This window comes from Halobacillus faecis (genome assembly GCF_007991335.1).
Classification (GTDB): domain Bacteria; phylum Bacillota; class Bacilli; order Bacillales; family Halobacillaceae; genus Halobacillus; species Halobacillus faecis.
The window spans coordinates 178,264-205,063 of sequence record NZ_BJYD01000017.1; the positions used below are offsets into that span (position 1 = coordinate 178,264).

At 44.2% G+C, this 26,800-nt stretch carries 22 protein-coding genes; 7 read left to right on the forward strand and 15 right to left on the reverse strand.

The window, feature by feature from the left end:
* Positions 1-35: 35 nt before the first annotated feature.
* From mmuM to HFA01_RS09610, 3 genes are all read right to left on the reverse strand, one after another.
* Complete coding sequence (gene mmuM / locus HFA01_RS09600; RefSeq protein ID WP_218027764.1) at positions 36-965, reverse strand: homocysteine S-methyltransferase; 930 nt, start codon at positions 963-965, stop codon at positions 36-38.
* 190 nt (positions 966-1,155) lie between these two features.
* Positions 1,156-1,770: a class D sortase, LPxTATN-specific gene (gene srtD / locus HFA01_RS09605; protein WP_146815629.1), complete on the reverse strand. Its 615-nt coding sequence runs from the start codon at positions 1,768-1,770 to the stop codon at positions 1,156-1,158.
* A gap of 355 nt (positions 1,771-2,125) precedes the next feature.
* Entirely contained in the window at positions 2,126-4,315 is a 2,190-nt protein-coding gene (locus HFA01_RS09610) for an ATP-dependent helicase (RefSeq protein ID WP_146815631.1), read from the reverse strand.
* Positions 4,316-4,509: 194 nt separating this feature from the next.
* Here HFA01_RS09610 and HFA01_RS18910 point away from each other — a divergent pair, with 194 nt between their 5' ends.
* A complete protein-coding gene (locus HFA01_RS18910; protein ID WP_167506219.1) occupies positions 4,510-4,683 on the forward strand; it encodes a hypothetical protein in 174 nt (57 codons plus the stop codon).
* A 93-nt stretch (positions 4,684-4,776) separates the two neighbouring features.
* Here the strand turns inward: HFA01_RS18910 and HFA01_RS09615 are convergent, their stop codons facing one another.
* Entirely contained in the window at positions 4,777-5,253 is a 477-nt protein-coding gene (locus HFA01_RS09615) for a ferritin (protein ID WP_371860328.1), read from the reverse strand.
* A gap of 181 nt (positions 5,254-5,434) precedes the next feature.
* Here HFA01_RS09615 and HFA01_RS09620 point away from each other — a divergent pair, with 181 nt between their 5' ends.
* Both HFA01_RS09620 and HFA01_RS09625 read left to right on the forward strand, forming a co-directional pair.
* Positions 5,435-6,601: a DUF4317 domain-containing protein gene (locus HFA01_RS09620; RefSeq protein WP_146815635.1), complete on the forward strand. Its 1,167-nt coding sequence runs from the start codon at positions 5,435-5,437 to the stop codon at positions 6,599-6,601.
* Positions 6,602-6,918: 317 nt separating this feature from the next.
* Positions 6,919-8,103 (forward strand): cation:proton antiporter, encoded by a 1,185-nt coding sequence (locus HFA01_RS09625; RefSeq protein ID WP_146815637.1) that lies wholly within the window; start codon positions 6,919-6,921, stop codon positions 8,101-8,103.
* A gap of 53 nt (positions 8,104-8,156) precedes the next feature.
* Here HFA01_RS09625 and HFA01_RS09630 read toward each other — a convergent pair whose 3' ends face one another.
* Complete coding sequence (locus tag HFA01_RS09630) at positions 8,157-9,530, reverse strand: hypothetical protein (RefSeq protein WP_146815639.1); 1,374 nt, start codon at positions 9,528-9,530, stop codon at positions 8,157-8,159.
* A gap of 395 nt (positions 9,531-9,925) precedes the next feature.
* On the opposite strand from HFA01_RS09630, the gene katG reads away from it, so the two are divergent.
* The 3 genes from katG to HFA01_RS09645 all read left to right on the forward strand — a co-directional run bounded on the left by katG (position 9,926) and on the right by HFA01_RS09645 (position 13,826).
* Entirely contained in the window at positions 9,926-12,160 is a 2,235-nt protein-coding gene (gene katG / locus HFA01_RS09635; RefSeq protein ID WP_146815641.1) for a catalase/peroxidase HPI, read from the forward strand.
* 175 nt (positions 12,161-12,335) lie between these two features.
* Complete coding sequence (gene yxiS / locus HFA01_RS09640) at positions 12,336-12,635, forward strand: protein YxiS (RefSeq protein ID WP_174787818.1); 300 nt, start codon at positions 12,336-12,338, stop codon at positions 12,633-12,635.
* A gap of 237 nt (positions 12,636-12,872) precedes the next feature.
* The gene (locus HFA01_RS09645) at positions 12,873-13,826 is read left to right on the forward strand and encodes a calcium/sodium antiporter (RefSeq protein ID WP_146815643.1); all 954 of its coding nucleotides are present in this window, start codon (positions 12,873-12,875) and stop codon (positions 13,824-13,826) included.
* Positions 13,827-13,921: 95 nt separating this feature from the next.
* Here HFA01_RS09645 and HFA01_RS09650 read toward each other — a convergent pair whose 3' ends face one another.
* Both HFA01_RS09650 and exaC read right to left on the reverse strand, forming a co-directional pair.
* Positions 13,922-14,257: a DUF779 domain-containing protein gene (locus HFA01_RS09650; protein WP_146815645.1), complete on the reverse strand. Its 336-nt coding sequence runs from the start codon at positions 14,255-14,257 to the stop codon at positions 13,922-13,924.
* A gap of 1 nt (position 14,258) precedes the next feature.
* Positions 14,259-15,779, reverse strand: a complete 1,521-nt coding sequence (gene exaC / locus HFA01_RS09655; protein WP_146815646.1) for an acetaldehyde dehydrogenase ExaC — start codon at positions 15,777-15,779, stop codon at positions 14,259-14,261.
* Positions 15,780-16,267: 488 nt separating this feature from the next.
* Between exaC and HFA01_RS09660 the strand changes: the two genes are divergently transcribed.
* Positions 16,268-16,993, forward strand: coding sequence for a polyphosphate kinase 2 family protein (locus tag HFA01_RS09660; protein WP_146815648.1), 726 nt, complete (start codon positions 16,268-16,270; stop codon positions 16,991-16,993).
* An 892-nt stretch (positions 16,994-17,885) separates the two neighbouring features.
* Here HFA01_RS09660 and HFA01_RS09665 read toward each other — a convergent pair.
* The 8 genes from HFA01_RS09665 to putP form a co-directional block, all read right to left on the reverse strand.
* Positions 17,886-18,173 carry a YkvS family protein gene (locus tag HFA01_RS09665; RefSeq protein ID WP_146815650.1) on the reverse strand — a complete coding sequence of 96 codons (288 nt, stop codon included), beginning with the start codon at positions 18,171-18,173 and terminating at the stop codon, positions 17,886-17,888.
* A 361-nt stretch (positions 18,174-18,534) separates the two neighbouring features.
* The gene (locus HFA01_RS09670) at positions 18,535-18,732 is read right to left on the reverse strand and encodes a hypothetical protein (protein ID WP_146815652.1); all 198 of its coding nucleotides are present in this window, start codon (positions 18,730-18,732) and stop codon (positions 18,535-18,537) included.
* A 35-nt stretch (positions 18,733-18,767) separates the two neighbouring features.
* Positions 18,768-20,144 carry a 23S rRNA (uracil(1939)-C(5))-methyltransferase RlmD gene (gene rlmD / locus HFA01_RS09675; RefSeq protein ID WP_146815654.1) on the reverse strand — a complete coding sequence of 459 codons (1,377 nt, stop codon included), beginning with the start codon at positions 20,142-20,144 and terminating at the stop codon, positions 18,768-18,770.
* Positions 20,145-20,317: 173 nt separating this feature from the next.
* Positions 20,318-21,235: a diacylglycerol kinase gene (locus tag HFA01_RS09680; protein ID WP_146815656.1), complete on the reverse strand. Its 918-nt coding sequence runs from the start codon at positions 21,233-21,235 to the stop codon at positions 20,318-20,320.
* A 155-nt stretch (positions 21,236-21,390) separates the two neighbouring features.
* Positions 21,391-22,821 (reverse strand): Asp-tRNA(Asn)/Glu-tRNA(Gln) amidotransferase subunit GatB, encoded by a 1,431-nt coding sequence (gatB, locus tag HFA01_RS09685; protein ID WP_146815658.1) that lies wholly within the window; start codon positions 22,819-22,821, stop codon positions 21,391-21,393.
* On the reverse strand, positions 22,821-24,290 hold the full coding sequence (gene gatA, locus HFA01_RS09690; RefSeq protein WP_146815660.1) for an Asp-tRNA(Asn)/Glu-tRNA(Gln) amidotransferase subunit GatA: 1,470 nt from the start codon (positions 24,288-24,290) through the stop codon (positions 22,821-22,823). Before gatA ends, gatB begins: the two co-directional genes overlap by 1 nt.
* Before the next feature lie 12 nt (positions 24,291-24,302).
* Positions 24,303-24,593: an Asp-tRNA(Asn)/Glu-tRNA(Gln) amidotransferase subunit GatC gene (gene gatC, locus HFA01_RS09695; protein WP_089651494.1), complete on the reverse strand. Its 291-nt coding sequence runs from the start codon at positions 24,591-24,593 to the stop codon at positions 24,303-24,305.
* A gap of 476 nt (positions 24,594-25,069) precedes the next feature.
* Entirely contained in the window at positions 25,070-26,581 is a 1,512-nt protein-coding gene (gene putP, locus HFA01_RS09700) for a sodium/proline symporter PutP (protein ID WP_146815662.1), read from the reverse strand.
* Between the last annotated feature and the right edge of the window lie 219 nt (positions 26,582-26,800).

Below are 26,800 nucleotides of genomic sequence, written 5' to 3' on the forward strand. Positions count from 1 at the left end.
AGGGCTGACTTTATCGTCACCCTTCTTTTTCATCCTTATTTCCACTTCAACGCCAACCCACGAATATGCTCAGGCGTCGTCCGACAGCATCCACCAATGATCGATGCCCCTTTATCAATCCAACGCTCGGAAGCGTCATCAAAGCACACCGTGGAACCCTCTCCGTGCCATGTATTGGAATCCGGATCATACGTTTCGCCGGAGTTCGGATAGATAAGCACTGGCTTATCTGTATGTTCTTTCAGGACAGCCACTGCATTTGCAGCTCTCTCCATTGGGGCACAGTTGACTCCGATTGCAGCGATTTGCTTGTTGTCATTCAGTTCTTCAGCACAAGATCGAAGAGCCGTCCCGTCGCTGATGGTATCTCCACCTTTTAATGTAAAAGACATCCAGGCATACGACTCAGGAAATTCTCTTAATAATGCAGCCAAAACTCTCACCTCTTGGTATGATGGGATTGTTTCCATCGCTAGAAGGTCTGCCCCCGCTTCTACCAATGCTTTCATTCTCGGACGATGGAAATCCATCAACTGTTGATCAGTCACACCATATTTTCCGATGTATTCCGAGCCATCTGCAAGATAAGCTCCATAAGGGCCAATCGATGCGGCCACTAACGGCTTCACTTTCCTTACAGAAGACGCTTCTTCCCAATATTCGTCTCTTGCACTTCTGGCAAGCTCGACCGTTTTCTTGATCAACGATATCGATTGCTCTTCAGAAAAACCTCGTTCCGCAAACCCTGCGATCGTCGACTGATAACTGGAAGTAATGGAACAATCCGCTCCCATTTTGAAATATTCTTTATGTACTTCCTTAATGGCCTCCGGATTTTCCAACAGAACTTTCGCCGACCATAATGGATCGTCCAAGTCGTAGCCATAAGCTTCAAGCTCTGTCGCTAAAGCGCCATCCAGGATCATGACAGAGTTCTGTTCAAGAATTTGTTTAACAGGATCCATATTCATCATTCATTCTCCCTTCTATCCCGCATACCTTTCCTCAGGACCTTTCGACACCGAAACCATTCATTCCTGCAAAACAAATAGACTGCCCTCCTTAAAAAAAGAAAGGCAGTCTCATCGTCATATTTCATTAAGGAATACGAACGAAAACACCCTCTCCTTTATTACAAAAGGAGAGGGCTGTTACTCATTGTATTTCCTGCTGTTTCACTAAATCCGCTTCTACAATAAAACGCTCAGGAGCAGAACCGATAAAGTCGAACGGATAACAGGTGGTAAACGTCAAAGTCGGTGAAGATGTGGGTACCAGGAATGATTTATCCTCCGATTCCGCCACCCATATCTTATTAATTTGGTATTCATACTCAATGTTTTTCTCCGTGAGATAGATAAAATCCCCTTCCACTAATCCATCAAGACTGGCAAACGTCGTCTCTCTATGACCGAAAAGAGCGGTGTGCCCACCTTCAGAAGGGGATGATGTTAACGATGTATCAAACATTCCGATTCCTTTCTTTATGTTGTCTGGATCAGCATCGTAATACACTGGATACTTTTTTCCAAGCTTAGGAATCGTAAGCTCTCCCACCCCTTCACCCGTTCCATACGTTTCAGCAGAAACATAGTCTACAGTATAGGAAGACTCACTCACCTGTTCAGAAACTGAAGAAGCTTCGCGCTTATCCGTCTGCAATTCGGGATCATAGAAGATGACCTGACTTTGTAACCACCATTGGCTACCGTTCCACAAAACCACCAAGAGTCCCATCGTTATGAAGATGATGCTAAGTTTTCGGATCATCAGACTTCATCTCCTTTGCGATCAAGTCGTTTAGTTTTTACCGAATCTCCTTCTGAGCAATAAAATCGAGCCAGCTCTTCTTACGATACATATCCATGAAAACACCGGTCAGGTAAGTGGTACACTGTGCTTGATCACTTCGCGAAAAGACTTGCCTTCTAGGACCTATGTTAAATACTTTTTGTTAAGTAAACGATAAGAAGAGGTGAAAGAGTTGTAAAAGAATGTAAATGTTACGGTTAGCGAAAGACATATGAAATAGTACTCAAATGAAATTCCTTAATCAATGAAATAAAAAAGATGCCACGATCCTAAGGACCTGACACCTTCTTAGTTGTTTTTTAACGTTCCATTTCTAACCCTTACTCAATAACCCATTGTCTAAACATACCTCTACCAACAGTTCCTTGTAACCTGCTTCTTCGAATTGTATGCCGATCTGGTCACGGTCAAATTCCTTAATCATACCAGGACCGAACTTCCGATGATTGATGCGTTTCCCAATCTCCACATCATCCATTCGGAGAAGGTTTTCATCCGATAAATCAGGAGCCTGCCGCTTCCGTTTTTTCAGCGTCTTCTTCTCTCCTTCCGGCTGAAGGATCCTTCTCACGTTCATCAAGAAAATCGATTCTGTCACGCGTTCACTGCCTTTGTAGTTGTACGTCAGCAACTCAAGGTTTGTTCGTGCGCGCGTCATTCCGACATAAAAAAGACGGACGGCTTCTTCCATCGGTCCTGCTTCCTTATTGCGGTACGTTTCCATATCTTCCTTCGATGGAATGACGCCATTGACGAGGTCGATCATATACACTTTGTCATATTCGAGACCTTTGGCACTGTGGAACGTTGTCAGCGTCAGGGTGCTTTGATTTTGATTGTACTTCGAAGTTTGAAGGAGCTTCTCCAACTCCTTCAAACGGTCAGCAAATCCTTTCAGTGACCCTAACCCCTCAGCGATTTTTTCCAGAGTGTTCAATATGTTCATCAAGTGTTCTGCGTTGAATCCAAATTTCTCGGACATCTTCTGCAGGGCATGATCGTAACCGAGCTTTTCCCTGATCGTGCGGATCGCCTGGGCGGGCTCCATTTCGTTGATGTCTTTAAAAAGCTTTTTCGCCTTCTTGATGTTCTTTGATTGATAGTCAGGAATGTCCCTCTCCAAGAGCCGATCAAAAACGGACGCTTGGCTGTTTTTCTTTTTCAAAAAGAAGATCTGCTTTTTCGAAATGTAAGCATTGAACTTCGTGTGGATACGCTCGAGAATATCGACACGCCGGTCATTGTACGAAAACCGCATAAAGTTCAGGATGTCTTCTACGACCCAGTGTTTAAAGACCTTTGGATCAATGTCTTTCATGTAAAAATCGATGCCGGCCTTATCCAGCTGATCAGCAATCGGTACAGCCGAAGCGTTGTTGCGGTAAAGGACAGCCACCTCTTCTCCCGGTTCTCTCTTTTTCAGCTGCTCAGTGAGATACTTCAACTGCTTTTCATAGTTGCTCAAGTTTTTGATCTCGATGGGAGTGTGCGCTTCATTTTCCGTGAACATTTCTTTCGCATACCGCTTCTTATTGCGTTTGATGAACTGATTGGATACTTTCACAATATCCTCGGATGAGCGGTAATTCTGGGACATCGTCAGCACCGTTCCGTTCGGATACGTCTCTTCAAAATCCAGAAGTTTATCGACATCAGAGCCGCGCCACATAAAGATCGACTGGTCATCATCCGCTACGACACAAAGGTTGTTCTGGGGTTTTGCCAGCAATTCAACGATTTCATGCTGGACCAACGAGTTATCCTGACTTTCATCCGTCAACATGTACTCAAACTGCTGCTGATATTTGGATAGGATGTCTCGATCGTCCAATAAGATTTGATGACAATACGTAAGCATGTCATCAAAATCAAGCAGCAACTTGAACGGATCTTTCTTTTTGAACGCTTCATACGATTGATAAATGGCTGAGGCCTGTTTCACCTCACAAGAGACACGTTCAAGCTCTTTCCCTTCAATCATCCGGTTCTTCACAAAGCTGATATACCTCATCAGCTCATCCATCTCATCATCCGTCATCTGCACACCATTTGTATCTTCATACAATTTCTTCAAAATGAACTTCTTATGGAGCGGAACTTCCGGACCGTCCCAGCCTTTTTTCAATTCTTCATCACTAATGTTTCCTTCAATCAGCTGGAAATCCTGACCATTCTTTCGTAACGACTCGCGGACCACTTTGTAGGCGAAACTGTGGATGGTGGAAAAGTGGACTTTTTCATCCGTCAGACCGGAAAAGAAACGATCGAAACGTTCCGACATATCCCGTGCTGACGCTTTACTAAATGTGACCGCCATGATCCGGTCCGGGTCCACTTTTTTCTCAAGAAGCAAATAACCAATCTTCATATTCAGTGTCGTTGTTTTTCCTGACCCGGGCGACGCAAGCAAAAGCAAGGGCCCATCCGTGTGCACCACCGCCTGCTGCTGGACCTCGTTTAAAAGGACTCCCGTCTCCTGTTCCATTCGTTCAAAAAAATCCATACCTGCTCCTCCTTCCTCATTGACGTACAACGAAAAAATAGATGGAAGAAGGCACACACGCTTCTTCCATCTATTTTTTCAACTTCACTTATTATACATTGGATTTCGTATCGTTTCTAGATGAATTTCTTCCCTGGCTTACATGAGAAATTCATTTCCGATTCATAATAAGAAGGAGACGGAGGTGAACAATCATGGCGAAAAGAACAAAGAAACACGATGCAGAACAAAAGAACAAAAAGGGTTTTGACCCTAAACAAGCCGGCACTGAATTCTCTCAGGAATTCGGCAGCGAAGCAGCGAACGAAGCTCACAAACAAGAAGCTAAAAAAGCACGCAAGTCCAAAAAAGCAAAACAAGATAACTAATACAAAAAGGATTCCCACGTGGGAATCCTTTTCCTTTTGAAGTCAGTCCCAAGACTCCCGTTAGGAGATAAGTGTCAAAGATTACCTTCCATGCTATACCGCCTGCCTTTGGCCTAACTCTTGATCCAGCAATAAAATCGCCGATGGATGATCCTGCGCAAGTTTCAAACGGTCCACAATCGTTTGACTTTGAGCTTCTTCATCAATTTGCTCCCTTAAGAAATCTTGGATGATGACGGCCGCTTGGGGATCGGTCTGGTTTGCATAATTGAAAGCTTGGCGGTAAGAATTGGTGACAAATTGTTCATGTTCCATCACCTTCTGAAACGTTTCGAGGGGTGAACCATAGTCTGTCGGCTGGGCGGGGATTTGAAACAACTGAACCGTGCCATCTTTATCCACGACATAATCGATCAACTTCAGCATATGGGTTCGTTCTTCCTCTGATTGAAGACGAAGCCAACTGGCCATCCCTGTATAATTTTTCTTCCCCATATAGGCAGACATCGCTAAGTATAACGTCGTTGAGATGTGTTCTATTTCAATCAGCCGATTGAACAATTGCTCCATTTCTTTATTCAAAACTGCACCTCCCTTGTAACAATGTTCACCCTAAAAATGTATGACCACGCGTTTAAAGATATACGACGAAGCACGGCCCGGACTTCCTTGTTTTTCTTATCGTCCTTCCTGAACCTGTGGTAAAATAAGAGAACTATATAACGAGCGAAAGATGAGGAGTGAACACTGGATGGACAAAAAAGACATTGCCGGCATCCGCAGGCAGCTTAAAGTCGACAACGACCTACTGAAGATCAAAAACATCTTCAACGTCTATATCATGAAGGAAACGACAGAAATTTTTCATCACCAGAGCCAGCCATTTGAAATGCTGGATAAAGACCAGCAAGAGCTGTATATGAACAATTTTAAAAAGCTTCTCACCGGACAGCTTGACGAAAAGTTATTCGAACTAAAATTCCACCGTGAAGCCGAAGACAGCAGCCAGCTGATTTTACATAAAGGTCTTCTAAGTAACCATGTGGACGACTGGAAGGAACAAATGCTTCAGATGACGGAAAAAATCATCCGCGACAATCCTTATGAGAAGGATGTCGTCATTTCCTTTATACGCGCAGAATATATGAAGCCGACAAGACGCCGCAGTGAAGAGTCAGAGGAAAGCAGCCGCGACGCTGTGTATTCAAACCCATTCATCCTCTGCAGCATTAATAAAACCGAAGACCCGAAAAAAGAAATTCAGTTCGACTATATCGAGAAAGAATTCAAATATAAAATTGAAGTCGATCCTGTCATCGACTTGAAGAACCCGATGACCGGCTTCCTTTTCCCAGGAATTACGGACGGCGCTTCCGATGTGAACCATATCCTCTACTCTGCCGGAAAAGCGAATGAACCGGACTATCGTTTCATTGAAGACGTGTTGAACGGGGAAGAAATCATGACAGCGAAAGAGGATAAAGCCATTTTCGAAGAAGTCATCCGTGATGTCGTCGGGGACCAGTTGAGCCCTTCCACCCTTGCCAATGTGTATGGGGAGATCAACCGCACCGTGGAAGAAAACGAAGATGACACCCCGCCGAAGCTCGACTACAGAGATGTCGAGCGCGTACTGAAATCGAGTGGGGAAGAAGTGGATTCTGAAAAAGTGAAGCACGCGTTCGCACAGATCACCGACAATGAAGGCTATGAGTTGAAAGCAAGCAGTATCGTACCGAAATACAACTCCAAGTCGATTAAAATCAATACGAAGATCGCCAATATTTCAATCAGCCCCCAGGACCTGCAGTTTGTCAGACAGGTCAATTACAAAGGGAAACGCTGCATTATGATTGAAGTAGAAGAAGATGCAGAAGTGGATGGATTCAAAATGTTGCCGGAAGCTTTCGGAGAGTAAGGGTGGCCGTGTCTTGGTTGATATTTTTCATTTTTGATTGATATATTTAGATTTTAATTGATATATTCGAAATTCAATTGATATCTCACAACTTCAATTGATATCCGTAATTTATCCTCAGTGATGAAGGCCTGTGCATTCTTTGTACGGGCTTTTTCTCATACGCAAATCAACCCTGAATCACATGACCGACACCTATGTGCCTTTCCTCTTCGGTCCGGTCGGCTTCGCCGTAGTATCCAGCCATGTAGAATGAGGTTTAATTATTTTACCCAGAGGATAATGGCAAACCATACATAGAAAAAGGAGGCTCGACCATGTCCATCATTCAAGGAATCCTGCTCTTATTCATAGGCTTTTTCATCTTCACCCTCGATAAAAAGCAAGAAAACATACCTGTACCTACTGTTCTTGTTTTTATTGGCATCGGTTTATCCTTCGTTCCTTACTTTTCTTCCATCGAAGTAACAGAACATATGATTTACCATGCATTTCTTCCCGCTCTCTTATTTGTTTCCGCCTACCGGTTTCCGGCTGAGCAGTTTAAAAAACATATGGGTTTCATCCTTTTTCTCGCTACTGCCGGAATCTTGTTGACGGTCGGAATCTTAGGAGGACTTGTTTATGCCGTTAGCGGACCTTTTCTTTCTCTCTCTTTGATTGGAGCTTTACTGCTTGCTTCCATCCTAACGCCCACCGACCCTGTTTCCGTTGTATCAATCCTAAAGAACTCTACCGGTGATGAAAAAATAGCGGATGTCGTAGAAGGAGAATCCCTTCTGAATGATGGGACAAGTATCGTTATGTTTTCAGTGCTTCTCGGCATTTACACAAGTCGTGAGGAGTTTTCTCTCCTATCATTTACAGGCGAGTTTCTAGTCGTTTCCTTAGGAGGCGCAGGTCTAGGCATTTTCTTCGGATGGTTAATGAGTAAGGGAATCCATTACACCCACAACAAAGAATATCAGGTGATGCTGAGTATCGTTCTGGCCTATGGCATCTTCAACCTGGCAGAACACCTTGGAGTATCAGGTGTGATCGCCACCGTATCCGCTGGTCTTATGCTCTCTTTTGAATACGGTCGAACCATTAAAGAAGAACACTTTAAGGATACCTTGGATGGCTTTTGGGGAATCGTTGAAATTTCGCTGCTTTCTCTATTATTCCTACTCATAGGTATCAAGTCCGCTCCCTATCTAAGCTCACCTGTCTGGGGATTCGCTTTCCTGATCTTTATCCTTTCGATGATCGTACGTTTCGTCATCATCACAGGTAGTACAACCCTTTTCCCCCATTGGCGCAAGGAACTTTCCTGGCGTGAATCAGCTGTGATCTCATGGTCCGGCCTTAAAGGGACGATGTCCGTATTTCTCATTTTAAGTTTTCAGGTTCAGCAAACAGGTGATCATGAAATGTTTCTATCGTTAGCTTTTGCTACAGTGTTGATCTCGCTCGTCATTCAGAGCCTTGGGGTCTACCCGTTGTCCAAAAAATTGTTATAAAAAAGCTGATCGGTGGCCTCACCGATCAGCTTTTTAAACGATTCTATTATGATTTAATAAACAAGCAGTGTAAGCAATGACACCCCTATGCCCAAGAACCCCAACAAGATACTGTATGGCAGATTCCTAAGCACAATTTGATAGGGATTCATCCGTAAAGCTACAGAAGTGATCGTAACAATCAACCCATAAGGGGCGGATGGTACGGTCGCGATTGCACAGGCAGACAAAAGAATCGTCAGCGTCACCTCCGGGAACGTTCCGATCAACAGTTCACTGACACCACCGAAGATCCCCATCGTCGCAAGCGGATGAACACCTAACAGCGTCATCACAAGGAAAGCGGCTTGGATGAAGAGCATGATGAGAAGCGGACTTCCCTCAAGCGCAATCAGAGGATCCTGCAAATACTTCAAGTATGGCGAAGCATTCAACGTCTCTGTTAAAAAGGAAAGCGACAACAGAAGAACGATGAAGTTGCTCAAGTGGTTCGTCTTCCATTTCCACGTCGGCCAGCCGATCTGCAGAAAACTTCTCTTCCGCTTCACGAGCACCGCCCATGTGAAAGCAAACGGGAAGATCGAAACGGTCACAGCAAAAAGAAAGTCCAGTTGAATGACGTTGCCCAAGAACACGACCACTGATAAAAATAGAACAAGTGCGGTAATGAACTGAAACAGTTTCTTCCCGCTTTTCCCTGTCCCTTTTTCTATTGAAGGTGTTGCTTCAATCTCATGTTTGCGGAACATCATTTTACCGATAAATGAATCCATCGAAATCCCAAGAACCGCGATCAACAACATCCAAGGAAGAACCTCTAAATAATTGGCTCCTGTAATGAAAATCGAAGTCGCCAGCAGAATTTCAAGCGGGCTCCATAACAAAGCAAGCGAATACCCACGCAGTGTCGCCATTAAAATGAAACTGTTCTTCACCTTCGTTTTCACATCTTTCAACTGTTCCTTCAACAAATCCTGAGAAATGGTTGCAGAAGACAAGTTAAGGAAAGCAGCCAGAGAGACCATGGTGACTTCACTTCGGACATATAAGGAACCAAGTCCTTTGGCGTTGTTTCCTAATAGGGATTGCAGAAGCTTGTTGTACCTTCCCGCTTTTACCACACTATTCATCCATGGGAGCATCGATAATAGGAAGAGAAGCCCAATGTTCCCCGCAAAGAAAGAGGGGATTTCTTTTATTGTCGTATCGCTCGAAAAAAAGAAAAATGCTCCAGCAACTAAAAGCACGATCCCGAGGATTTTAAACACTCGATCCGAGCGAGGAAAGCTGATCGCCAGCATGACGATTCCAAGGATCCCTATGATGGTATATAAGGTAGAGTTGGTCCAGAACACGTGAACAACATTCAAGGCAAAGACGAACGAATAAAATATGTATAAGTAGTTGGATATGTAACGCACAATCATTCCCCTATCTCATCGGCTGATTTTCTATGTTTGCCCGGGAGCATCATTTAGTAGAGTCAATGCTTTCATGCTATACACAATGGGAATATTTTTCAATGCATTTGTATTTGAAAAGCGAAGACTTTTTCTTGAATCTATACGTCCATCCATGTAAAAATCCCTGTCCCTCTCTACCAATAGGTCCCTCCGCGTCACCGCGTCTCCTTCCCCCCTTCCTCCCTCATTCATGACCATAATGAATCTATTAAAATATGATTCACTTATCTTCTCTATTAATGAAATAAAATTTTTCCAGTGAATGAGAGGGTTATTCCTTTCAAAATATAGCCTTTTTTATTATAATTATAATCTAAGACCGATTATAATTTTTTCACAAATATAGGAGGGTATCATTCATGGACAAAAATGAAATGCACGACAGCCAAGCTGGTAAGTGTCCCGTATCCCACGAAAAAACAAAGGAAGAAAGTGCGGTAACGACAACAAAAGTCGGTACAACGAACAAAGACTGGTGGCCCAACCAGCTAAATCTGCATATTTTACGTCAGCATGATAAAAAGTCGAATCCGCTGGGAGAAGACTTCAATTATGAAGAAGAATTCAACAAGCTTGATTATTACGCTTTGAAACAAGACCTTCATGAGCTGATGACAGATAGTCAGGACTGGTGGCCGGCAGACTACGGACACTATGGTCCCCTTTTCATTCGGATGTCCTGGCACGCAGCCGGTACGTATCGTACAGGAGATGGACGCGGTGGCGGTGCAACCGGTACCCAGCGTTTTGCGCCTCTGAACAGCTGGCCGGATAACGCGAACCTTGATAAAGCCCGTCGCCTGCTATGGCCGATCAAGCAGAAATATGGCAATAAGATTTCATGGGCAGATTTGCTCGTACTTACTGGAAACGTCGCGCTTGAATCCATGGGCTTGAAGACTTTTGGATTTGGAGCAGGGCGTGAAGATGTGTGGCATCCAGAAGAAGATGTCTATTGGGGAAATGAAAAAGAATGGCTCGGTGACAACCGTTACTCCGGCGATCGTGAACTTGAAAGCCCACTTGCTGCCGTGCAGATGGGACTCATCTATGTAAACCCAGAAGGTCCAAACGGCAACCCGGACCCGCTTGCCAGTGCACGGGATATCCGTGAAACATTCGCCCGTATGGGGATGAATGACGAAGAGACTGTTGCTCTTGTTGCAGGTGGTCACACCTTCGGTAAAGCTCACGGTGCCGGGGACCCTGATCAAGTCGGTGCCTCACCAGAAGCGGCTGATATTGAGGATCAAGGTTTAGGTTGGATGAGCTCTCACGGAAGCGGAAAAGGCCGCGACACAATCACAAGTGGTGTCGATGGTGCATGGACAGCGAACCCGACCGTTTGGGACAACGGATATTATGACCTTTTATTCGGCTACGAATGGGAATTGACAAAGAGTGCAGCAGGTGCGAACCAATGGGCGCCGGTCAATCCTAAAAAAGAGGACATGGCTCCAGATGCGGAAGATTCATCGGTGAAAGTCCCTACATTCATGACGACAGCCGATATGGCTCTTCGTATGGACCCTGATTACGAAAAGATCTCCCGTCGTTTCCATCAAAACCCGAATGAATTCGCCCATGCCTTTGCACGTGCATGGTTCAAGCTTCTTCACCGTGACATGGGTCCAAAAACAAGATACCTTGGACCGGAAGTACCGGATGAAGACTTGATCTGGCAGGATCCGATTCCTACGGTAAATTACGAATTAACGGACGCTGAAGTGGCAGAGTTGAAAGAAAAAATCCTCGACTCCAGCCTTTCTATCAGTCAACTTGTGAAAACGGCCTGGGCGGCAGCAAGCACGTACCGTGGATCTGACATGCGTGGGGGCGCGAACGGTGCCCGCATCCGACTTACCCCACAAAAAGATTGGGAAGTGAACGAACCCCAACAGCTTTCCAAAGTGCTTGCGGTCTACGAAGGCATTCAAAAACAGTTCGATAAAGAAGTCAGCCTGGCTGATTTAATTGTCCTAGGCGGAAGCGCAGCCGTAGAAAAAGCAGCCAAAGATGCAGGTGTCGAAGTAACCGTTCCATTTGTTTCCGGACGCGGGGACGCCACCCAAGAGCAAACCGATGAAGAAAGCTTCGAAGTGCTCGAGCCGATGGCGGATGGGTTCCGTAACTATGAGAAGAAGAGATATACGTTGAGTCCAGAGGAACTGCTTGTCGACAAAGCACAGCTCCTTGGTCTTTCTGCACCGGAAATGACTGTACTTGTGGGTGGTATGCGCGTACTTGGTGCCAACTACAAAGACACAGACTACGGCGTATTCACAGACAACGTCGGTACACTGACAAACGACTTTTTCGTGAACCTTCTTGATATGGGCATCGAGTGGAAGCCGAGTGATTACAACGAATACGAAGGTCGCGACCGTCAGACAGGCGAACTTGTTAGAAAAGCGACACGCGTCGACCTCGTCTTCGGTTCCAACTCTGTCCTGCGTGCGCTGGGTGAAGTGTATGCACAGGAAGATAATAAAGAGAAGTTTGTACACGACTTTGTTGCTGCCTGGGTGAAAGTGATGAACGCGGATCGTTTTGATCTGAAGAAGAAGAAAGATTTGGCTTATCATAACGCGTAAGTAAGAAGCAGGAGGCCTCTCGCCTCCTGCTTTTTTCGTTATGCTCCTCTATGAAAAATAAAACGTAGAAAGAGGTAAAAGACCATGCTTTTATAAATATCTGATATCATGGGAGAAAGAAACTGTTGCGAGCAGACGATAAATCCGTCCCCCGCTCAAAAAGGAGGTATGCTGTGTGGATCGGAGCCGTGAAGAAGAAGTGATTCGTAATTATCAAAAAGGTGAAAAAATGATGATTCTGCTTTTTGCCCAGTGGTGCATGAACCATGACCTGGATCCTGTAGTCATTTATAAAGAGGCCTATCCATACCAGGATAAAAATAAAGAACTGATCGATGCCTTGGAGCTTACTGTACCGAAGCAGGAGTCCGATCACATTGATTCTGAGACACTTCTTGAGGTGCTGTCTCTCTATGGAAATGACGACCTCGCTTTTGTTGTATCTGATTTAATAGCCCGTAAAAATTTGAAGTAAGTAACCTCAAGAAAAAAGTTCAGTGTGTCATAAAGAAAAAAGCACCTGATCGTGATGCCACCCGGGCATTCGGTAAGGTGTTTTTTTCATGTATGGAATTTGGTCGTACTCCCCTGTTCCGTTCATGCTTTACCACAGTATATTGTATAAAAGCTTCCCCCCCAAAAACTTTTTAACTACTACGAATAAGGGTATGGGAAAACTAGTAAAAAGTAAAAAGGAGTTTGAGAGGCTACTATGGCATACTTCTTATTAATTGTCGGCTTCGTTCTATTAATCAAAGGAGCCGATTTATTCGTTGATGGCTCTTCCAACATTGCCAGGCTACTCCGTGTACCGCCTATCTTGATAGGGTTAACGATTGTGGCATTCGGCACAAGCTCTCCTGAGGCAACAGTCAGTATTATTGCAGCTTTACAAGGAAATGCTGATATATCCTTAGGAAATGTAGTAGGGAGCAATATTTTTAATGTCACTTTAGTTGTAGGTATAGCCGCTTTCTTATATCCACTAATGGTAGAGAGTGAAACAACGAAAAAAGAAATTCCCTTTGTACTGCTCGCTAGTGGAGCTTTACTCGTACTTATTAGTGATACGGAGTTACAAGGTCTAAGTGATAACTTGCTTACACGCAGTGACGGCATCATCTTTTTGTTGTTCCTATCTATTTTTATGTACTATGTGATTGAAGTAGGGATGAAAAGCCGTAAAGAATCGATCCAAAAGCCCATTCCTTCAAATATTAAGTGGGGAAAGAACATTCTTTTGACACTGGCAGGTTTAATAGCCATTATCTTTGGGGGAGATCTGGTGGTAGATAGCGGCACTGAAATTGCCTATGAACTCGGGATGAGTAAAACATTAGTTGGATTAACCATCATTGCGATTGGTACATCACTTCCTGAACTCGTAACCTCCATATCCGCTGCATTGAAGAAAGAAAGTGGAATTGCACTAGGTAATGTAGTAGGGAGCAACATTTTCAACATATTATTTGTTTTGGGGGCTTCCGCTTTCATTTCACCTCTATCTGTTAATGGAAAGATCTTTATTGATGTCATGATTATGATTGCATTGAGCTTGTTATTGTTCTTATTTTCAAGGACCCATTATAAAATCAAAAAAGCAGAGGGCTTAGTCCTTGTGACCATGTATATCATTTACCTCGTTTATATAATTTTACGAAACTGAGAATTCCGCTCGTTACTCAACGCAAAAAGTCAACTAAGCAGAGTCAAGTACAAAAAAAGCAGGAGGCTGAATAATAAGCCTCCTGCTTTTTTATGTTATTTGTCATTTATCAATTCGGTTGCACGGATCACAAACGACTTATTTTTTGTACTCTCTAATGAAAAGGAGTTTCCCATTCCATCTGACACATCAATCATAATTTGGAGATGCTGCCAATAAGAGAAATTAGCTTTGTGCATATAGTACGAGGAACCTGAAACTTCCCCTATTTTTTCATCTTGGCTGCCCAGATAGAAGTCACCTTCTGTCATGCATACTGGCGAAGTTCCATCACAACAACCTTCTGAGTGAATAAAGAGAATCGTTCCATATTCTTCTTGTAATTGCTCAATCAAGGTTCTTGCTTCTTTTGTAGCAACTACTTTTTCCATTTTAATAAAAGCCCATGGAACCTTTGTTATAACCAACTAAGAGGTTCTTTGTTTGTTGATAGTGGCTGAGCATCATCAAGTGATTCTCACGACCAACGCCGGACTGTTTATAGCCACCAAATGCAGCATGGGCTGGATACTGGTGGTATGTATTTGTCCATACACGGCCAGCTTCAATTGCACGACCAGCTTTATAAGCAATCTCTCCATTACGGGACCATACACCAGCGCCTAATCCGTATAATGTGTCATTCGCAATTTCAATGGCTTCGTTGAAGTCTTTGAATGTTGTAACAGATAGGACTGGGCCAAAGATTTCTTCTTGGAAGATACGCATGTTGTTCGTTCCTTTGAAAACAGTTGGTTCAACATAGTAACCGTCCTCTAGATCACCTTCAAGTTCATTTTGGTTACCGCCGATGAGCAGTTCAGCACCTTCATTTTTTCCGATCTCAATGTAAGAAAGGATTTTATCCAATTGTTGTTTAGAAGCTTGGGCACCCATCATGACGTCAGTATCTAGTGGGTTACCAACTTTGATTGCTTTCACACGTTCAAGCACACGCTCCATGAACTCGTCATAAATCGACTCATGAATTAATGCACGAGAAGGACATGTACAAACTTCCCCTTGATTTAAGGCAAACAATACAAAGCCTTCAATCGCTTTATCCAGATAGTCGTCGTCTGCATCCATGACATCCGGGAAGAAGACATTTGGTGACTTACCTCCGAGTTCTAATGTTACTGGAATAATGTTTTCAGTCGCATACTGCATGATTGAGCGACCTACGGCTGTTGAACCAGTGAAAGCAATTTTTGCAATACGTGGGTTCGTTGCCAAAGGCTTTCCTACTTCCAAACCAGTCCCGTGAACAATATTTAGAACCCCTGTCGGTAGTAGATCTTGAATAATTTCAAGTAATACACAAATGGAAGCTGGTGTTTGTTCTGCTGGTTTTAGCACAATAGCGTTTCCTGCTGCTAGAGCTGGCGCAATCTTCCAAGCAGCCATAAGAAGCGGGAAGTTCCAAGGAATGATCTGCCCAACGACACCAAGTGGCTCATGGAAATGATAGGCTACTGTATCTTCATTGATTTCACTGATTCCGCCTTCTTGCGCGCGGATCACACCTGCAAAGTAACGGAAGTGATCAACTACTAAAGGAAGGTCAGCGTTTAAAGTTTCACGAACAGCTTTCCCGTTATCCCAAGTTTCAGCTACCGCTAGCATTTCTAAATTCTCTTCAATTCGATCTGCAATTTTATTTAAGATTACCGCACGTTCAGCAACAGAAGTTTTACCCCAAGTCTCTTTCGCTGCATGTGCTGCGTCAAGTGCTGCTTCAACATCCTCAGATGAAGAACGTGGTACAGCTGTAAATACTTTACCACTGACTGGAGAGATTACATCTAAATATTGACCATTTACTGGTGCAACCCATTCCCCGCCGATGAAATTTTGATACTGCTCTTTGTAGTTTACTAGTGCGTCTTTTGTGTTTGGATTAGCAAAAATCATTATGTAATTCCCCCGAAGCTATTTCTTTTTGTTATGTAGGCAAATTTGTAATCAATAAGTAATCTCATTGTCATACTTTGTCACATTTTGCCGCACGGTTATTTAGTGTATATGAACTATATATTTTTCGCAATAGTTTTTATCATTTAATATCATTTAATTTTTTAATTTATTTGACATAGTAACTTACTGTTTTCTTAGGCTATTGGTGCTAAATTTCCTTATTTATTGAATTCTGAGATTTGAATATTTTATTTTCTTAATAAAATATTTGAATCTACAGTAACCCTCGACCAAAGTGTTCGATCCACATTAGGATAAATATAAAGTGAAATCAGCTTTGTTACATATTTTCATCCCCCCTCCTACTCCGCTTCCATATCTATAATTATCACTTGTTAAGCCATGTAATTTTAGAAGGCTTCCGGCTAGCGATGAAGAATATATAAAGAGAAGGTTTCCATATAGGCTTTAAAGGAGATGATGACATGCTAGAGTCAGTAGATCTTTCCTTGAGCATAGACAAGAAACAATATAAGAAGGAACTAAAACAAACACAGTTGAAGTTACTTCAGTTGCAGCGATCCATCTATGATCATCAGTTAGGTGTTATTGTTGTTTTTGAAGGCTGGGATGCTTCCGGAAAAGGAGGCGCAATTAAACGGTTAACCAACGGACTCGACCCGCGCGGTTTTGAGGTACATGCCATTGGTGCTCCTTCCACGAACGAGAAGAGGCACCATTATCTCAAACGCTTCTGGAATAAGATTCCGCCCTACGGGAAATTAGCGATTTTTGATCGTTCCTGGTATGGCCGTGTCCTTGTGGAAAGGGTCGAAGATTTCGCTTCTGTTTCGGAATGGAATCGAGCCTATAACGAAATCGTTCAATTTGAGCATCTCCTTGCTCAAGATCGATATGTCGTCATTAAAGTATGGCTGCACATTTCTAAAGAAGAACAACTGATACGATTCCAAGAGAGAGCACAAGATCCTTTAAAGAAATGGAAAATCACGGATGAGGACTGGAGAAACCGCGCGAATTGGGAGAAGTATGAAGAAGCTGTAGAGGATATGTTCCAGCACACGTCTCCTCCAGAAAGTAAGTGGCACATTGTAGAAGGAGAAAACAAACATTATGCTAGAGTGAAAACCAATCACATCGTTATACAGGAGATTGAAAACAAATTAAGGCAACTAACCACTTCTTTTTAACCGTTCCTGCTTAACATGTTAGGGAATCCAGGTACATAAAGAAGCCCTGGCACTTAAGGAAGTGCCAGGGTGAAAGTAAACAACTTAGGTGACCCAACCATGTAAGAATCATCCTTGATTCTACACTTTTTTTGGATTCCAGACTTTCTCGAAGGACAATTCTACGGAGAATTCGTTTCCTTATCCGGTTAAGTCAAATTTTCTTCCTCTTCTTCCTTAACTGCAACAGAAGAGAGAATGCAACAGCTAAGGGAATGCTCTTCGCTCTCTTACTCAACCCTCAATCTAACTTCAAAAGGGAATCGTCTTACAAAGCCTTCCCCGCCACCTACCATCAGTAGGCAACTGGATCACGTGCCTTTTCAAGACTGTTTTTTCATCCTTATTGTACGGGATGCACATTCTTTCCTTGGCGTGATTTTCGTTCGTTTGGAAACGAACTCGCGATGGTTGAGCCACCTAAGTTGTTTATTTGTTTTTGTTATCTTCTTTACACTCTTATTATATCACCATTTACCGATTGTACCGAAGTCAGTTGTGTCAACTTTGTAAGCGTTTACTAACGGTCTGATCGTGTTAGTTTTTGTGCTAATTTCCCAAAAAAATCTTTCATCAGGTACCAAAAAGCAAAGGAATGACAAATACCCCCTATTTGTTTATTTCTTCTCCAACCACGTCACACCCTCTACATGGGGTGATTGGTTATTGCTGATAAGAAAAGATGAAGTAGTGTTTACCTTATTCAAAGGCGGTGCCTGACACCTGCTATAGTAGTGCTTTAACATAATGGGGGCAGTACCGAAATTGATGTTTTATCAGATCCGTCCACACTAAAAAAAGAACATCACACTCGATCAGTGTGAAGCTCTTTTTTATATTACTATTGTTGAACTTACACATCGCGACGTTTTTTAATGCTGTAGTTTGTATGAGCAACAACGGTTTTTTCGAAGTCTAAATTGCGATCGTTGAAATCTTCCATAATAGTCATGTCGCAAACAACGGAGTTTTGTAAATTTACAGAAGTTACGACAGCTTCTAACTGTTGGCCGTCTTTTTGGAAAGTTATAATATCGCCTATGGTTGCTTTGTCCTCTTCTTTTACTTTCTGTTCTTCTTCTGAGTTTTTCTTTTTAAACGCAGCATCAACTAAATTTTTGCTTATATTTTCATCAGCCATGAGAAATTCCCCTTCCTAGTGAGTGAATAAAATGTAGTTTTTGTAGTTTCGCTTTCGTTGGTGTCAAGGTCCTGGCCAAGGGTTTCCTTATCTATACCCTTAATCAAGTGCCCTCATTCTCCTTAGAGTATTACTCTACTACGATTCTTGTTTAGAAGAATGGTACAACGCTTCCTAGATAAAGTACCCTGCATTTCAATGAATATAACTTATTCTCCTTTTACAATAGTTCCTTAGTAAAAAGTAAAACTAAATTATGAAGGCGCCTCACACCCGCCACCTTAATATTCTAAAGGCGAGAGCAGGCACTGACGTCTTATTCAGATACAAAAAAGCAGGAGGATTCCCCCTGCTTTTTCCTTCAAATATCCTCTACTACCCTAACCACTTTATTTCCACAGTTCTTGCATTTCCCATCCAACATTATACCTGCAGGATGATCCACAATAATGAAGTCTGTAATCGTAACTACATCATTGCAATGAGTGCAACGGACGTTACCAATCAACTTCTTTCTGAAATCTTCAGGTATGGATAGCCACTTCTTATTCGCTTCCATTCACATGCCCTCCCATTATAAATTAAGGCTTGCTTTTATTTCTTCACCAACCACGTCACACACTCCACATGACTCGTCTGCGGGAACATATCAACAGGCTGAACTTCCTTCGTCTCATACCCGCCATCTTCCAAAATACGCAAATCACGAGCAAGTGTCGAAGGATTACAGGATACATAAACGATCCGCTCCGGTTCCATATCAAGCATCGCCTTCAACAGCTCTTCGTCACAACCTTTACGAGGAGGATCAACGACAATCACGTCTGGACGAAGTCCTTGGTTACGCCACCATGGCATAAGCTCTTCCGCTTGTCCCACATAGAACTCTGCGTTATCCATCTTATTCAGACGCGCATTCTTCTTCGCATCAGTAACAGCTTCTGGTACGATTTCAACGCCGTACACTTTCTTCGCTTTTTGAGCGAGGAACAAGGAGATGGTTCCAATTCCGCAGTAAGCATCAATAACGGTTTCCCCGCCTCTTAAATCAGCATAGTCGAGAGCCTGATCATAGAGTTTCTTCGTTTGTGTCGGGTTGACCTGGTAGAACGACTTCGGTGAGATCATGAACCGGATATCGCCGATTGTGTCATAAATGTACTCATCGCCCCAGATGATGTTCGTTTCTTTTCCAAGGATGACGTTCGTTTTCGCACTGTTCACGTTATGGACGATCGATTTCACGTTTGGAAAAGCATCACGGATCTCATCGATCATTTTGTCTTTGTGCGGAAGCTTTTTCGTCTTCGTGACAAGAACGATCATGATGTCTTTCGTATTCTGACCGGTACGGACCATGATGTGTCTCAGCACGCCGCGATGGGTTTGTTCATCATAGGCATCGATTCCGTGTTTGGTTGCGATGCGGCGGACGGTTTCGACCATGCGATCGTTCATTTCGTCCTGGATCAGGCATGTGTCCATGTCGATGATGTTGTGGCTTCGTTTCTGGTAGAAGCCGGTCATCAATTCGCCGTCTTCTTTCTGCCCGACAGGAATTTGGACTTTATTCCGATAGCGCCAAGGGTCCTCCATCCCAACCGTAGGGTGGACAGGGACATGTTCGAGGTGGCCGATTTTCTTCATGTTGTCTTTCACTTGCTTCTGTTTCATATCGAGCTGCATTTGATAGCTCATATGCTGAAGCTGACAGCCGCCACACTGGTAAAACACATCACATGGGGGCTCAACGCGGTCGTCACTTGCTTCTGTCACTTTCACCAGCTTGCCAAAGCCGAAGTTCTTTTTCACTTTGACGACTTTCACTTCGGCCTTTTCACCTGGAAGGCCATACGGTACGAAAAGTGGATAGCCATCGACTTTCCCTACCCCATTGCCTTCGTGAGTCAAATCTTCAAAGCTCAGTTCAATCGTCTCGTTTTTCTTTACGGGCGGTTTCGGTTTCGCCATTGTTCATCCGTCCTTTATCTATATACTCTAATCGTAGTTTATCATATCTCTAAGTGCGGAGTCGCGCCGGGTAGCTGCTCGATGTCATAAGTGTGAAGTCGCCCCGACAGGCTAGTTTACTCTCTACAAACAAAACAAAAGAACGCCACTGTCTCACACAGCAGCGCTCCCCATTATTCTTCTTCGTCAGCTTCTTCTTTAAATATGTCTTCTGGAACAAAAAAGTCCAGATGTCTGTATAAATTGACAAATTCCCCGGGCAATAATCCACCGAATTCCCCGTCGATATTCAACTGCATCTTTTCATCTGTCTTCACCTTCACACGACTTGCGGTCGTGTGAATGAATTTCGGATGATTCAAGTGGTTTCCCTGGATGGCAAGCGTCGCTAAACGGACGAATTCTGCGATGTTCATTTTTTCAATGATCATCAGGTCGAAAAGTCCATCATCCATACGAGCGGATGGCGCCAGTTTCTCCAAGCCACCGACAGAGTTGGTGTTGCTGACGAGGAAAAGCATGATCTCGCCTTCATACCATTTGCCGTCATACTCCATTTCGACGTAGGTCGGACGGATCGATGGAAGCATCTCAATGCCTTTTAAGTAATAGGCAAGCTGACCGATCATCGTCTTCAACTTACTTGGTACTTCGTAAGAGATTTCGGTTATTTTACCGCCACCGGCGATATTCATGAAATATTGGTCGTTGACACGGCCGATATCGAGCGGATGGCTGTAGCCTTCCAGGATGATATCCACCGCTTTATGAATGTTTCTAGGCACGTGTAAGGCACGGGCAAAGTCGTTCGTTGTCCCGACTGGAATGATGCCGACTTTCGGTTTGTGTGGTTTTTCGGCAAGTCCGTTGATGACTTCATTGATGGTTCCGTCTCCCCCTGCAGCGACAACCAGGTCGAATTCACGATCGACGGCGTACTCCGCTGCTTTGACGGCGTCACCAGCACATGTTGTGGCATGAGTGGAGGTCTCGTAACCGGACTGTTCGAATCGTTGCAAAATGTCCGGGAGAACCTTGCGTATGACTTCTCTTCCAGAGGTCGGGTTATATATAATTCGGGCACGTTTCATCGTGTATGACCCCCTTTTCTATCCAAGCATGTTCCATTCTACATCATAGCGCTTTTTCCTGGATTTGCAAACCATTTCTATAGTATATGATGACAAGTCCTAAACCATACGAAAGCACGCACCAGCAAGTGCGTGCTTTCTTGAAATTTAAGCGTTTAGCGCTTTTCCATTTCTGCAAGGATGATCTTGTTGACCATCGGTGGGTTCGCTTGTCCTTTGGTTTCTTTCATCACCTGACCGACAAGGAATCCAAGGGCTTTATCTTTTCCGTTCTTGAAGTCTTCAATAGACTGCGGGTTGTTGTCCATGATGCCGACAACAATTTCAGTCAGCTGGCCTTCGTCGGAAATCTGCACAAGTCCTTTATCCTTAACGATCTTCTCAGGATTGCCGCCTTTTTCTACTAGCTCCGTGAAGACTTTCTTCGCAATCTTGGAACTGATCGTTCCGTCTTCGATCAGTTGGATCATCTTCGCAAGAGAAGCCGGTGTCAGCTCAAGCTCATGAAGCTCTTTGTAGTGCTTGTTCATGTAAGCTGATACTTCACCCATCAACCAGTTGGATGCCTGCTTGATGTCCGCTCCTTCGGCAATTGTTTCTTCGAAGAAATCGGAAAGTTCTTTGTTGTTTGTAAGAACCATCGCATCGTACTCTGGAAGCTTCAGCTCTTCGATGTAACGCTTCTTACGAGCATCTGGAAGCTCAGGAATTTCGGCACGGATGCGTTCTTTCCAAGCTTCATCGATGTGTAGAGGGACTAGGTCCGGCTCTGGGAAGTAACGGTAGTCGTCAGAACCTTCTTTGACACGCATCAGAATCGTTTCTTTCGTCTGCTCATCGTAACGACGAGTCTCCTGAAGGATTTCCCCTCCGGAAAGCAGTTCTTTCTGCTGACGCTTCTCTTCGAATTCCAGTCCTTTTTGTACAAAGGAGAAGGAGTTCAAGTTCTTAAGCTCTGTCTTCGTTCCGAACTCTTCCTGACCGATTGGGCGGATGGAAAGGTTGGCGTCACAACGTAGGGACCCTTCTTCCATCTTACAGTCAGAAACGCCTGTGTACTGGATGATGTTTTTCAATGCTTCCAAGTACGCGTACGCTTCTTTCGGTGAACGGATGTCCGGCTCAGAAACGATTTCAACGAGCGGAGTACCTTGGCGGTTGTAGTCGACAAGGGAGTATCCATCATCGCTGTGTGTCAGCTTACCTGCATCTTCTTCCATGTGAAGACGCGTAATGCCGATCCGCTTCTTCTTGCCATCGACTTCGATATCGATGTAACCATTCTCACCGATCGGCTTATCAAACTGGGAAATTTGATATGCTTTCGGGTTGTCCGGATAGAAATAGTTTTTACGGTCGAACTTCGTGTCTGTCGCGATGTCACAGTTCAATGCCATCGATGCTTTCATTGCAAAGTTCACGGCTTCTTCGTTCAATACAGGAAGAACACCAGGGTACCCAAGGTCGATCGGGTTCACGTTCGTATTCGGATCATCTCCGAACATGTTCGGAGACGGGCTGAAAATTTTCGAGTCTGTTTTTAATTCTACGTGGACTTCAAGTCCGATAATCGTTTCAAAGTTCATTAGCGCGCACCTCCAAGGGACGGGCGTTGTTTATGATAATCAGTCGCCTGTTCGAAGGCATGAGCGGCACGGTAAACGGTACCTTCATCAAAGTGTTTTCCGATGATCTGAAGGCCGATCGGCAGACCGTCTCCAGAGAAACCGCATGGGATGGAGATTCCTGGTACGCCTGCAAGGTTAACCGGAATCGTCAAAATATCGTTCGCATACATCGTCATTGGATCGTCGACTTTGTCCCCTACTTTGAAGGCAGGTGTCGGTGTTGTCGGCCCGATGATGACATCGTAGTCTTCAAACACTTTTTCAAAATCGTTCTTGATCAACGTACGGACCTGCTGAGCTTTCTTGTAGTACGCATCGTAGTAACCAGAGCTCAACGCGAAGGTCCCAAGCATGATGCGGCGCTTCACTTCGTCACCGAAACCTTCCGCGCGGGAACGCATAAACATGTCGAGCATGTTTTTCGCATCTTCCGCACGCTTACCATAACGGACACCGTCAAAACGGGCCAGGTTCGCAGATGCTTCAGAAGATGAAATCAGGTAGTACGTGGATAGCGCGTACTTGGAGTGAGGAAGAGAAACCTCTTCCCATGTAGCTCCCATTTTTTCGTATTCTTTAAGAGCAGCTTTCACCGCTTCTTTTACTTCTTCAGAAACCCCTTCAGAAAGGTATTCTTTCGGTACACCGATCTTCATGCCTTTCACATCACCAGTCAGAGACTCCGTATACTTCGGCACTTCAACGTTTGCAGAAGTCGAATCCATCTTGTCATGACCAGCGATTGTCTCAAGCAAGAACGCATTGTCTTCAACGCTGCGAGTGATTGGTCCGATCTGGTCAAGAGAAGAGGCGAACGCGATGAGTCCGAAACGGGACACACGGCCGTAAGTCGGCTTCAATCCGACCACACCACAATAAGCGGCTGGCTGACGGATCGACCCACCTGTATCAGAACCGAGGGAGTAAGGAACTTCTCCTGCAGCTACAGCCGCGGCAGAACCACCACTGGATCCACCTGGAACGTAATCGGTATTCCAAGGGTTACGAGCTGCTGCGTAGCTGGAGTTTTCGTTGGAAGAACCCATCGCGAATTCGTCCATGTTCAATTTTCCGATGGTAACGGACTTAGCGTCATTCAATTTGTTGACAACGGTCGCATCATACAATGGATCGTCAAGGTTAGAGAGAATCTGGCTTCCTGCTGTTGTACGCAGTCCTTTTGTTACAATGTTATCTTTCACACCGATTGGCAGACCAAAAAGCTTCGCATCGTCGTTGCCGCGCTCCTGGTCAAGTTCTGCCGCCTGCTTCTTCGCTGCTTCTTTGTTCAGCGTGATGAAGGCCTGGACTTCTTCATCCACTTCTTCGATACGCTTGTAAGACTCCTCCACTAAGTCCGTGACGGAAATCTCTTTGTTATGTAGCTTCTCTTGAAGCTCACGTAATGTATAGTCAAATAAAGACATCGTCGAACCTCCTTATTCCAATACGGATGGCACTTTGAACTGTCCATCCTGCTTGTCCGGTGCATTTTTAAGTGCATCATCCTGAGAAATCCATTTCTTCGGCTCGTCCTTACGCATGACGTTCTTCAAGTCAAGAACGTGGGTCGTAGGCTCGACGCCTGTTGTATCTAATTCATTCAACTGTTCAGCATACGTGATGATGTCATCAAGCTGCTTCGTGAATGTCGTTGCTTCTTCTTCCGTGATCGCAAGGCGCGCGAGATTCGCGACGTGCTTCACTTCCTCTTTGCTAATTCTGGACATAATGCGACCTCCATTTCGATCTCACATAATATATGATCATACCAAATATCAGAATCCATTTTCAACGTACGGATACACCTTTCTTAGTTTAACACATCAAAAGGACGCTGTCTTATCGTGAAAGCTTACTCTTGCTGAGAGTGTTTTCGTTAAGTTCGATCGTGCTTGAAGGTACGTGAAATCACTCGCTTTCCATAGGCGTGTGGTAATGCTTTAAGCAAAATGCTCTTCATTTCTGTAGCATTCTCCATTATATATTTAAGAACACGAATCACTTGGGACCAAGCACATCGATGAAAGGAAAAAAGGTCAGGAAATCTATTTATGAATTTCTCATACTTGGCTTATAAAGGGCAATTTGGTCGATAGAATATCACCAACCTCCCGTTGAAATCGGCTGCTTATTCCATTCAACAAGATCTCGAAACAAAAAAATTCCCGGCCATAAGACCGGGAATTTTGTAGTGAAGAACTTTTTACATTTTCGTAACTTTATCAAATTCTTCAGCAATATCTTTCGGTGGTTGACCAGTAAGACTGACAAGAATGGAAACAAGACCACCAAGGATGAAACCAGGTACGATTTCGTAAAGGTCGAAGATTCCTCCACTCAGGAAGTCACCCCAAACGACCACGGTAACCGCACCGACGATAATTCCGGCAAGCGCACCATTACGTGTGATGCCTTTCCAGAATAGGGACAAGATGATTACGGGACCGAATGCGGCACCGAAACCTGCCCAAGCGTAAGATACAAGACCAAGAACGGTACTGTCCGGATTACCTGCTAGAAGCACCGCAATCAATGCGATACCGGCTACGGCAACACGACCAACCCATACCAATTCTTTCTCAGTAGCGTTCTGACGGAACAGTGCTTTATAGAAGTCCTCTGCTAGTGCAGATGAAGATACAAGCAACTGAGAGTCAATCGTACTCATAATCGCAGATAGAATCGCTGCTAGTAAGATACCAGCAATGACAGGGTGGAACAGGATCTGAGAGAACGTGATGAAAATTTTCTCAGAGTCGACAAGCATCTGGATGCCGCCTTCTGTCATGACTTCAGCATTAAATGTAGAAAGATCAGCTACATCTGCCGTGTTGATGTATGCAAGTCCGAATAGACCTGTGAAGATCGCACCGTAAAGACCTAGAACCATCCAGCCGATACCAATCAAACGTGCTTTTGGTACGTCCTTAGGAGATCTTAGGGCCATGAAACGTACAAGGATGTGCGGCTGACCAAAGTAACCAAGTCCCCAAGCAAGAGAAGATAGGATCGCTAGGGCACCGACACCTTGAACCATGTTCAAGTGAGATGGATCGATTTGGGCTACTGCGTCTGTGGCAGCATTCCAACCACCAAGTTCAGTAATCGCAACAATTGGTACAGCGATCAATGCAAAGAACATCAAGATCCCTTGAACAAAGTCTGTCCAACTTACGGCTAGGAATCCACCTAAGAAAGTGTAAGAAATAGTTACAATTGCGCCTAACCATAGAGCTTGCGTGTAACTTAATGCAAAGGAAGCTTCAAACAGCTTCGCACCGGCAACCATACCGGAAGATGTATAGAAGGTGAAGAATAAAAGAATGACAGCTGCAGAAATGACACGTAACACGTGGGAATGGTCACGGAAGCGGTTCTCAAGATAGTCTGGAACAGTGATCGAGTCATTTGCAATCTCCGTAAATACACGAAGGCGGCGTGCGACGAACTGCCAGTTTAAGTATGCACCAATAGCTAGACCGACACCGATCCAAGCTGAGGACAAACCTCCAGCGTAAATCGCACCAGGTAAACCTAGCAGCAACCAACCACTCATGTCGGATGCACCGGCAGATAGCGCGGCAACTCCTGGACCTAAACGACGACCACCTAAGACATAGTCAGATAAATCACTTGTAAGACGATATGCAGCAAAACCGATTCCCAGCATACCGATTAAATAGACAATAAACGTTATTAAAGTAGCAGTACTCATGTTTTGTTATTCGCTCCTCTCAGTGAATAGTGTAATGATAGATAGAATGATTAAAATTGGCATTGGTACAAATAACCAGAACCATGTTGCTCCAGCGATGGTTGCTGATGTTGCAGTAGCGAGTTCAAACACATTTCCACCTCCCAAATGTTGGTTTATACAATCCTATGCAAAGCGTACCGACGCATGGTTCTTAAGTCACGAAGACTTAAAAAAACC

Bases quoted from the DNA above. Each gene is read 5' to 3' on its own strand.
- mmuM (WP_218027764.1), bottom strand. From the start codon at position 965: ATGGATCCTGTTAAACAAATTCTTGAACAGAACTCTGTCATGATCCTG.
- srtD (WP_146815629.1), bottom strand. From the start codon at position 1,770: ATGATCCGAAAACTTAGCATCATCTTCATAACGATGGGACTCTTGGTG.
- HFA01_RS09610 (WP_146815631.1), bottom strand. From the start codon at position 4,315: ATGGATTTTTTTGAACGAATGGAACAGGAGACGGGAGTCCTTTTAAAC.
- HFA01_RS18910 (WP_167506219.1), top strand. From the start codon at position 4,510: ATGGCGAAAAGAACAAAGAAACACGATGCAGAACAAAAGAACAAAAAG.
- HFA01_RS09615 (WP_371860328.1), bottom strand. From the start codon at position 5,253: ATGGAGCAATTGTTCAATCGGCTGATTGAAATAGAACACATCTCAACG.
- HFA01_RS09620 (WP_146815635.1), top strand. From the start codon at position 5,435: ATGGACAAAAAAGACATTGCCGGCATCCGCAGGCAGCTTAAAGTCGAC.
- HFA01_RS09625 (WP_146815637.1), top strand. From the start codon at position 6,919: ATGTCCATCATTCAAGGAATCCTGCTCTTATTCATAGGCTTTTTCATC.
- HFA01_RS09630 (WP_146815639.1), bottom strand. From the start codon at position 9,530: ATGATTGTGCGTTACATATCCAACTACTTATACATATTTTATTCGTTC.
- katG (WP_146815641.1), top strand. From the start codon at position 9,926: ATGGACAAAAATGAAATGCACGACAGCCAAGCTGGTAAGTGTCCCGTA.
- HFA01_RS09645 (WP_146815643.1), top strand. From the start codon at position 12,873: ATGGCATACTTCTTATTAATTGTCGGCTTCGTTCTATTAATCAAAGGA.
- HFA01_RS09650 (WP_146815645.1), bottom strand. From the start codon at position 14,257: ATGGAAAAAGTAGTTGCTACAAAAGAAGCAAGAACCTTGATTGAGCAA.
- exaC (WP_146815646.1), bottom strand. From the start codon at position 15,779: ATGATTTTTGCTAATCCAAACACAAAAGACGCACTAGTAAACTACAAA.
- HFA01_RS09660 (WP_146815648.1), top strand. From the start codon at position 16,268: ATGCTAGAGTCAGTAGATCTTTCCTTGAGCATAGACAAGAAACAATAT.
- HFA01_RS09665 (WP_146815650.1), bottom strand. From the start codon at position 18,173: ATGGCTGATGAAAATATAAGCAAAAATTTAGTTGATGCTGCGTTTAAA.
- HFA01_RS09670 (WP_146815652.1), bottom strand. From the start codon at position 18,732: ATGGAAGCGAATAAGAAGTGGCTATCCATACCTGAAGATTTCAGAAAG.
- rlmD (WP_146815654.1), bottom strand. From the start codon at position 20,144: ATGGCGAAACCGAAACCGCCCGTAAAGAAAAACGAGACGATTGAACTG.
- HFA01_RS09680 (WP_146815656.1), bottom strand. From the start codon at position 21,235: ATGAAACGTGCCCGAATTATATATAACCCGACCTCTGGAAGAGAAGTC.
- gatB (WP_146815658.1), bottom strand. From the start codon at position 22,821: ATGAACTTTGAAACGATTATCGGACTTGAAGTCCACGTAGAATTAAAA.
- gatA (WP_146815660.1), bottom strand. From the start codon at position 24,290: ATGTCTTTATTTGACTATACATTACGTGAGCTTCAAGAGAAGCTACAT.
- gatC (WP_089651494.1), bottom strand. From the start codon at position 24,593: ATGTCCAGAATTAGCAAAGAGGAAGTGAAGCACGTCGCGAATCTCGCG.
- putP (WP_146815662.1), bottom strand. From the start codon at position 26,581: ATGAGTACTGCTACTTTAATAACGTTTATTGTCTATTTAATCGGTATG.